A 9,478-nucleotide genomic window follows, 5' to 3' on the forward strand; every position below is an offset into this window, starting at 1 on the left:
CACTTGCTAATTTAATTCGAGTGGTCTTTTGCTTTTAAAGTCTGAGAAAGAAAGTCTTGACTTTGATAAAAAATAAGTGTAATATTGAATAACGCATAGCGTGAACATTGAATTCAAAATGGCACCGAAATATTGTCCGGTCGGCGATTTTGGCAGAGTAAACAAAAGATTGAGGAAGCTTAGGCGATTAAAATCAATTCTTTTGTCTTTTTTTTGCCCTTAAAAAGGACAAAAAGCATTTTGTTATCAAATTATAATATTTGTAAACATATTGTAATCTGCTGGTCGATAGTTAAAGCAAGCCCAGAAGAATCACCATTCGCTACGTAATATTAAAGAGGGGTGAATTGTTTGAGTCAGCATCATATCGTGAAATATGGTAAAAAAGCAGAACGTCGTAGTTATGCACGAATTGATGAGGTTTTGGAATTACCAAACTTGATTGAAATCCAAACCGATTCCTATCAATGGTTTTTAGAAGAAGGATTAAAGACCATGTTCCAAGATATCTCGCCAATCGTCGATCATACAGAAAATTTAGAACTTTATTTCCATGATTACTCATTTCAAGAGGCTAAATATACAGTAGAGGAAGCTCGTTCCCACGATGCCAACTACTCTAAACCAATCTATGTTAATTTGCGCTTAGTTAATAAGGAATCTGGTGAAGTAAAAGAACAAGAAGTATTCTTTGGCGATTTCCCAATTATGACGGATATGGGAACCTTCATCATTAATGGGGCAGAACGTGTTATTGTTTCACAATTAGTACGTTCTCCAGGTGTCTACTTCCATGATAAAGTAGACAAAAAATCAAGACATACTTTTGCTTCAACCGTTATTCCTAACCGAGGAGCTTGGCTAGAATTTGAAACGGATGCTAAAGGAATTGCCTATGTCAGAATTGACCGGACACGTAAATTGCCAATTACAGCCTTAATTCGTGCACTTGGTTTTGGCGAAGATGACGAGATTGTTGAAATCTTATCTGAAACTACCCTATTGAATGACACTTTAGCTAAAGATGTCCATAAAAACATTTCTGACTCCCGTGCTGAAGAAGCCTTGAAAGATATTTATGAACGCCTACGTCCTGGTGAGCCGAAGACAGCAGATTCTTCACGTAACTTATTAACGGCTCGTTTCTTTGATCCAAGACGTTATGATTTAGCGCCAGTTGGACGTTATAAGATTAATAAAAAACTCCACTTAAAGCACCGTCTTTTAGGAATGACACTCGCAGAAACTTTGGCAGACCCAGAAACAGGTGAAGTACTCTTCACAGAAGGAACTGAACTTTCTGCAGGAGATATTGAACGTTTAATCCCTTATTTAGATAATGGTTTGAATGTTTATACTTATACTCCTTCACCAGATGGTGTGATTGGTGAACCGATTGACTTGCAAGTGGTCAAAGTATACTCCCCTCTTGATTCGGACCGTGTGATTAATATTGTCGGTAACGCTAATCTTGAAGGAGTGCATCACTTAACCCCAGCAGATATTATCGCGTCAATGAACTACTATTTATTATTAAATGAACAAGTGGGCTCAACAGATGATATTGATCATTTGGGCAACCGTCGTATTCGTTCAGTCGGTGAATTACTGCAAAATCAATTCCGTATTGGCTTATCGCGTATGGAAAGAGTAGTCCGTGAAAGAATGTCCTTACAAGATATTTCAACAATGACACCGCAACAGTTAATTAATATCCGTCCAGTTGTAGCGGCTATTAAAGAGTTCTTTGGCTCTTCTCAATTATCACAATTTATGGATCAAACCAATCCATTGGGTGAATTGACTCACAAGCGTCGTCTTTCTGCTTTAGGACCGGGAGGGTTAACACGTGATCGCGCTGGTTATGAAGTGCGTGACGTTCACTACTCTCACTACGGTCGTATGTGTCCAATTGAAACACCAGAAGGTCCAAACATTGGATTAATTAACTCCTTATCTTCATATGCAAAAATAAACCGTTATGGTTTCATTGAAACACCTTATCGTAAAGTGGATAAGGCTAACAAGACCGTTACAGAAGAAATTGCGTATTTATCAGCAGATGAAGAAGATTTATACATCATTGCTCAAGCTAACTCTCGTTTAAATGAAGATGGTACTTTTGAAAATGACACGGTTATGGCTCGTTATAAAGACCAAAACTTAGAGGTCAAAACTAACACAGTCGATTTTATGGATGTTTCACCAAAACAGGTAGTTGCAGTAGCAACGGCATCGATTCCTTTCTTAGAAAACGATGACTCCAACCGTGCTTTAATGGGAGCTAACATGCAACGTCAAGCAGTTCCTTTAATTCGTCCCAAAGCACCGATTATCGGAACAGGTATTGAGTATAAAGCTGCTCACGACTCGGGTGCGGCATTGATTTGCCGACGTCCAGGTCGAGTAACCTATGTGGATGCTGAACGTATTCGTGTGCAATTAGAAGATGGTTCTGTTGATGAATACCGCTTAACTAAATTTGCACGTTCCAATGCGGGAACATGTTACAACCAACGTCCAATTGTTGTTGTTGGAGATCAAGTTGATGCTAATGAAATTTTAGCAGATGGATCTTCGATGGAAAACGGTGAAATGGCCTTAGGTCAAAACCCATTGGTAGCCTTTATGACTTGGGATGGTTATAACTACGAGGATGCCATCATCATGTCTGAACGTCTAGTTAAAGACGATGTCTATACCTCTATTCATATTGAAGAATATGAATCAGAATCACGTGATACTAAGTTAGGACCAGAAGAAATTACGCGCGAAATCCCTAATGTTAGTGAGGAATCCCTCAAATATTTAGATAAAGATGGAATTATTATGGTCGGTGCGGAAGTACGCGATGGAGATATTCTAGTCGGAAAAGTCACACCAAAAGGTGTGACTGAATTGACAGCAGAAGAACGCCTCTTACACGCTATTTTTGGTGAAAAAGCACGTGAAGTTCGTGACACTTCCTTAAGAGTTCCCCATGGTGGTGGTGGAATTGTGCACGATGTTAAGGTATTCACTCGTGAAAATGGCGACGAGCTTTCACCAGGAGTGAATAAATTGGTTCGTGTTTATATTGTTCAAAAACGTAAAATTCAAGTCGGTGACAAGATGGCTGGACGTCATGGAAATAAAGGGGTTGTCTCTTTAATCATGCCGGAAGAAGATATGCCATTTATGCCTGATGGGACACCAGTTGATATTATGTTAAACCCATTAGGGGTGCCTTCAAGGATGAATATTGGACAGGTCTTTGAATTACATTTAGGAATGGCCGGACGTCAATTAGGCATTAATTTTGCTACACCTGTCTTTGATGGGGCGAATGAAGAAGAGGTTTGGGAAACAGTTAGAGAAGCCGGATTAGAACCGGATGCTAAGACAACTCTATATGACGGTCGTACTGGAGAACCATTTGACCGAAAAGTTTCAGTCGGTGTCATGTATATGTTGAAACTCGCACACATGGTCGATGACAAGCTGCATGCACGCTCAACGGGCCCATATTCATTAGTAACCCAACAACCGCTCGGAGGTAAAGCACAGTTTGGTGGACAACGTTTTGGCGAGATGGAAGTTTGGGCCTTAGAAGCCTATGGTGCAGCTTATACCTTACAAGAAATCTTGACTTATAAATCAGATGATGTAGTAGGTCGTGTGAAGACATACGAAGCCATTGTCAAAGGAGAAGCTATTCCCAAACCTGGTGTACCAGAATCCTTCCGTGTATTAGTTAAAGAACTACAAGCTTTAGGATTGGACTTGAAAGTCTTGGATGCTGAAGATAAAGAAATTGAACTATTGGATGATGACGATGAAGATGATGTAATTAACTTTAATGCGCTTGAGAAGTATAAAGAAGATCAAAAAGCCGCTGAAGAAAAGAGCGTCGTTCAAACAAGTGAAACTAATGAAAGTTCAGCCTCAATTACTAGTGGAGATACAACTAAAGAGGACTAGTAATGTCTAAATGCCTTGGAGCCATTGGAGAAAAGGCACTCCATTAATTGGTGGAAACACCAGCTTAAATCAAGAAGGAGGTCGGCCCCTTGATAGATGTTAATAAATTTGATTCCATGAAAATCGGTCTCGCATCCCCAGAAAAAATTCGTTCATGGTCTTATGGGGAAGTCAAAAAACCAGAAACCATCAACTATCGAACTTTAAAACCCGAAAAAGATGGACTCTTTTGCGAGCGTATTTTTGGTCCTACCAAGGATTGGGAATGTTCTTGTGGGAAGTTAAAACGTGTTCGCTATAAAGGTCGCGTATGTGACCGTTGTGGCGTGGAAGTGACTCGCGCTAAAGTTCGTCGTGAAAGAATGGGGCATATAGAATTAGCAGCCCCAGTTACTCATGTGTGGTATTTCAAAGGGATTCCAAGCCGTATCGGCTTGATCCTTGACATGAGCCCAAGACTATTAGAAGAAGTGATTTATTTTGCTTCTTACATAGTTATTGATCCAGGCGATACGGGTCTAGAATATAAATCATTACTCACTGAGACAGAGTATCGTGAGAAAAAACGTGAGTTCGGCAACCGTTTTTATGCCAAAATGGGTGCAGAAGCGATTAAAGAACTCCTACATGCAGTTGATGTAGATGCTGAGATCAGTGGTTTACGAGAAGAGCTTAAAACGTTGACTGGACAAAAAAGAACGCGAGCGATTCGTCGTTTAGATATCTTGGATTCTTTCCAAGAATCAGGAAATAAACCAGAATGGATGGTTATGGATGTTTTGCCAGTTATACCACCTGATTTAAGACCGATGGTTCAGTTGGAAGGAGGACGCTTTGCAACTTCTGACTTAAATGATCTTTACCGTCGAGTGATTAATCGTAACAATCGTTTGAAACGCCTTTTAGATTTAGGTGCACCAAATATTATTGTGCAAAACGAAAAACGAATGTTACAAGAGGCAGTAGATGCTTTGATTGATAATGGTCGTCGTGGACGTGCTGTTACTGGTCCTGGTAATCGTCCATTAAAATCTCTTTCTCACATGCTTAAAGGTAAACAAGGACGTTTTCGTCAAAATCTTTTAGGAAAACGTGTGGACTATTCTGGTCGTTCGGTTATCGTTGTTGGACCGTCTTTAAAAATGTACCAATGTGGTATACCAAAAGAAATGGCCATCGAACTATTTAAACCGTTCGTAATGAAAGAATTAGTAGAACGCGAAATAGCTAGCAATGTAAAAAATGCTAAACGTATGATTGAAGTTCAACATGATGCGATTTGGCCTGTTATTGAAGATGTTATTAAGGAACACCCCGTACTACTTAACCGAGCACCTACTCTTCACCGATTAGGTATTCAAGCTTTTGAACCGGTTTTAATTGAAGGGAAAGCAATTCGTCTACACCCATTAGTATGTAACGCTTATAACGCTGACTTTGATGGGGACCAAATGGCAGTTCACGTACCGTTATCTGAAGAAGCTCAAGCTGAAGCCCGTCTGTTAATGTTAGGTGCACAAAACATCCTAAGTCCTAAGGACGGTAAGCCAGTTGCAACACCTTCACAGGACATGGTGCTTGGTAATTATTATTTAACAATTGAAGAACCGGGACGTGTGGGCGAAGGAATGATTCTAAGCTCCATTTCAGAAGCAGAGATTGCATATCAAAATGGCTATGTGCATTTACATACCCGTGTAGCGATTCCTGCTAAGTCTTTCACTAATAAAACTTTCACTGACTGGCAAAGAGAACGTTTAATGGTTACAACTATTGGTAAATTATTCTTTAACGAAATCATGCCAGATGAATTCCCATATTTAAATGAGCCATCAAATGAGAACCTAACGCAACAAACACCTGATAAGTACTTCTTGGAACCAGGTGTAAACGTTAAAGAAGCTATTGAACAGATGGAGCCTGTGTCACCGTTTAAGAAAAAAGATTTTGGTAATATTATTGCTGAAGTCTTTAAACATTATCATATTACTCAAACATCAATTATGCTAGATAAGATGAAAGATTTGGGTTATAAATATTCTACGCAATCAGGTATCACCGTAGGGGTAGCGGATGTTCTCAGTTTAGATAGTAAAGCAGAAATCTTAGAGAAAGCTCATGCTAAAGTTGATGAGATTACTCGAATGAGACGACGCGGACTTCTAACTGAAGACGAGCGCTATGAAAATGTTATTCGTACATGGGAAAAAGCCAAAGATCAGATTCAAAAGGATCTACAAAAGAGCTTGCCACGTCTAAACCCCATCTTTATGATGTCTGACTCTGGTGCCCGTGGTAATATTTCTAACTTTACCCAGCTAGCCGGAATGCGTGGGAATATGGCGGCTCCTTCTGGGAAAATTATCGAATTACCAATTACATCCAACTTCCGTGAAGGCTTAAACGTTATGGAAATGTTTATCTCCACTCACGGAGCGCGTAAAGGGATGACCGATACGGCCTTGAAGACCGCTGACTCAGGTTATTTAACACGTCGATTAGTTGATGTCGCTCAAGATGTCATTATCCGTGAGGAAGATTGTGGAACAGACCGTGGAGTTGAAATTCGTGAAATTGCCGATGGTAATTCGGTTATTGAGTCCCTAGAAGAACGTTTACAAGGACGTTATGCACATAAATCAGTCATTCATCCAGAAACTGGAGAAGAAATTGTTAAGGCTCAAGAATTGATTACAGATGAGAAGGCTGCAGAAATTATTAAAGCAGGTATTGAAGCTGTAACTATTCGTTCAGTCTTTACATGTAATACTGACCATGGTGTATGTAAACATTGCTATGGACGCAACTTAGCGACTGGATCAGAAGTAGAAGTTGGAGAAGCAGTAGGTACAATCGCTGCTCAATCTATCGGTGAGCCTGGTACTCAGTTAACCATGCGTACCTTCCATACGGGAGGGGTTGCCGGTGGTGGTGATATTACTCAAGGTTTACCACGTATTCAAGAAATTTTTGAAGCGCGTGTTCCAAAAGGACAAGCAACCATTACGGAAGTTGCCGGAGTTGTTACTTCGATTGAAGAAAAATCAAGCGAGCGGTTGAAAGAAATTACCGTTACAGGAGTTACGGATAACCGCACTTATAAAGTGGCTTATGCTGCTCGCCTTAAAGTCAATGAAGGCGATCGTGTAGAACGTGGTCAAGCCTTAACAGAAGGATCAATCGATCCCAAAGAATTATTAGCAGTTACTGACGTCTTAACGGTCCAAAAATACATTATGCGCGAAGTTCAAGCCGTATATCGTGGCCAAGGGGTAGAAATTGGTGATAAACACGTTGAGGTGATGGCTCGTCAAATGTTACGTAAAGTTCGTGTAATGGACCCTGCTTCTACATCTATTTTACCAGGGGCCTTAATGGATATCGCAGACTTTGCTAAAGCTAATAAAGACACCATTACAAGCGGGGAAACACCAGCTACGGCTCGACCCGTCTTACTTGGAATTACTAAAGCTGCTCTTGAGACAAAATCATTTATCTCAGCTGCTTCTTTCCAAGAGACAACACGTGTCTTGACCGATGCGGCTATTCGTGGAGACCGTGACTACTTAATTGGTCTAAAAGAAAACGTCATTATTGGTAAATTAATCCCAGCTGGTACTGGAATGAACAGCTACCGTGATTTGGAAATCCAAACCACTCAAGATACTATTCCTATGCCAACTGAGATAACAGAGGAACCACAGCAAATGAAATAAACAAAATAGATTAAACCCTTCAATTATTGAACTGCTCCCCCAAAAGTAAAACTATTTTAGGGGGAGTTTTTCATAATTGAAGGGTATTTTTATATGATATATTGCAATAATTATTACGACACTTCTGTTAACAAATTCAATTCCTCAATATAACGTTCAAAGGGTGCTTCAAACGCTAGACATTTCCTTGGTCTAGCGTTTACTTTATAGATAGCTTTAAACAAGTCTTGATCCTTTAGCTGTGCGAAATCCGTTTTCTTAGGAAAGAATTCCCTTAGCAAGCCATTGCTGCCTTCATTGGTGCCTCTTTGCCATGCACTCTAGGCATCGGCAAAGTAAAAACCTATCCCTAACTTACTCTCTACTACGTCATAGCAAGCGAATTCTTTTCCTCTATCGGATGTGAATGTTTTAAAGGCTCCTTGTGGTAAGGATTTTGTTAATTGATAAAGCGCTTCTAACATAGATTGTTTACTTCTGTCTGATGTTTTTATCACAAAATAGGTACGAGTCTTCCTTTCTGCAAAAGTAGCTAAACATTCTTTGCTTTTTCCTCAAGAAGATACTAGAATATCAAGTTGTCAGTGTCCAAATTCAGTGCGCTTCTTCACCACTTTGGGTCTTTTCTAAACAGAAGTATTGATATCAAATCTTTCTCTTCTTTCTTTCGTTTTTTTAGAGTGACCTTTTCTCCTTAACACCTGCAAGGAAACGGATAAAGTCTCCTTATATATCCAATTATAGAATGTCTTAAAGGAGAAGGTATTTGGGAAAAGTCTTACTTCTATCATCCGTGGTAATATATAGGGCTCATAACAATCTCTTTCATGTGTATGTTTTATAGTAATGACATTTTACATGAATTAAATTTGTTATGAGTTTTATTTTTACTCGTGTTGCATTAAATTTTACAATGCATCATATCAAAACATAACTAGTTATAAAAGAAAATATTAAAAAAGGGATAAATGGAATTATTTTACTTTTAGAAAGATAACAATACAAAAGTCCAAGTGAAGCTGCTAAAAATAAAAAGTAAGGAATAGAGCTTAGGGGAATAAACAATAGAGAAATACAGATGAATTTTAAATCGGCACCTCCCATCCAAGACTGTTCTGTTCTTATAAGAAGAAAGCTGATAAGACAGAAAATAAGAAAATACTGAAAGGGAATAATATTATATGAATAATTATAGAGTAATCCGAGCGTCAAAAAAGAAAGCTGTAGAAAATCAGGAACCCACTGATCAAGTATATCCATGAAGGTCATGAATAGAAAGATAAGTAATAAAATCAGATTAAAAAAAGAAAAAGCAGTGAATAGAAAAAAGAAGAAAGAGCAGAGTCCACCAAACAATTCAAAGTAAAAGTGATTGACACTTATTTTCCGACAGCAAAAATAACAATGCCCCTTCAGCAATAAATATGAAAACAAAGGAAATAACTGCCAAAAGTAGAGTTTGTGCTGGCAATAATCACAAGAAGATCGTGCTTTCCAACTAAAGCTTTTATTTATAATGGAATAAGAAAGATAGTAAACAAAACTCGCTATACAAGATCCAATATAAAAGTACAGTATATGAGTCATCATTAACTCCTTTTATAAGTTATAGGCTTAAATACACGTAAAAAAGAAAAAAAGTGCTAAAAATTATTGACACAAATTAAAAAAGATAGTAAAATGTAATTCCTGCTAGCGAATATCTTTTAAAAAAGCAGATATTTAGAAGAAAATTCAAAAAATCTTCAAAAAGGTTTGACAAAAAATCTAAACCATGCTAGTATATAGAAGTTGTCACTTAT

Annotated in this window: 4 protein-coding genes; 2 read left to right on the plus strand and 2 right to left on the minus strand. The window is 38.5% G+C overall.

What is annotated here, in order from left to right:
* Nucleotides 1–351 precede the first annotated feature (351 nt).
* Nucleotides 352–3,960, plus strand: a complete 3,609-nt coding sequence (rpoB, locus tag ACQV18_RS00950; protein ID WP_428874502.1) for a DNA-directed RNA polymerase subunit beta — start codon at nt 352–354, stop codon at nt 3,958–3,960.
* An 89-nt stretch (nt 3,961–4,049) separates the two neighbouring features.
* Nucleotides 4,050–7,676: a DNA-directed RNA polymerase subunit beta' gene (gene rpoC, locus ACQV18_RS00955; RefSeq protein WP_428874501.1), complete on the plus strand. Its 3,627-nt coding sequence runs from the start codon at nt 4,050–4,052 to the stop codon at nt 7,674–7,676.
* A gap of 320 nt (nt 7,677–7,996) precedes the next feature.
* On the opposite strand, the gene ACQV18_RS00960 is transcribed toward rpoC, so the two are convergent.
* Nucleotides 7,997–8,140, minus strand: coding sequence for a hypothetical protein (locus ACQV18_RS00960; protein ID WP_428874500.1), 144 nt, complete (start codon nt 8,138–8,140; stop codon nt 7,997–7,999).
* A gap of 454 nt (nt 8,141–8,594) precedes the next feature.
* Complete coding sequence (locus ACQV18_RS00965; protein ID WP_428892396.1) at nt 8,595–9,266, minus strand: prepilin peptidase; 672 nt, start codon at nt 9,264–9,266, stop codon at nt 8,595–8,597.
* Between the last annotated feature and the right edge of the window lie 212 nt (nt 9,267–9,478).

This window comes from Facklamia sp. P9177 (assembly GCF_050409585.1).
Classification (GTDB): Bacteria; Bacillota; Bacilli; order Lactobacillales; family Aerococcaceae; genus Facklamia.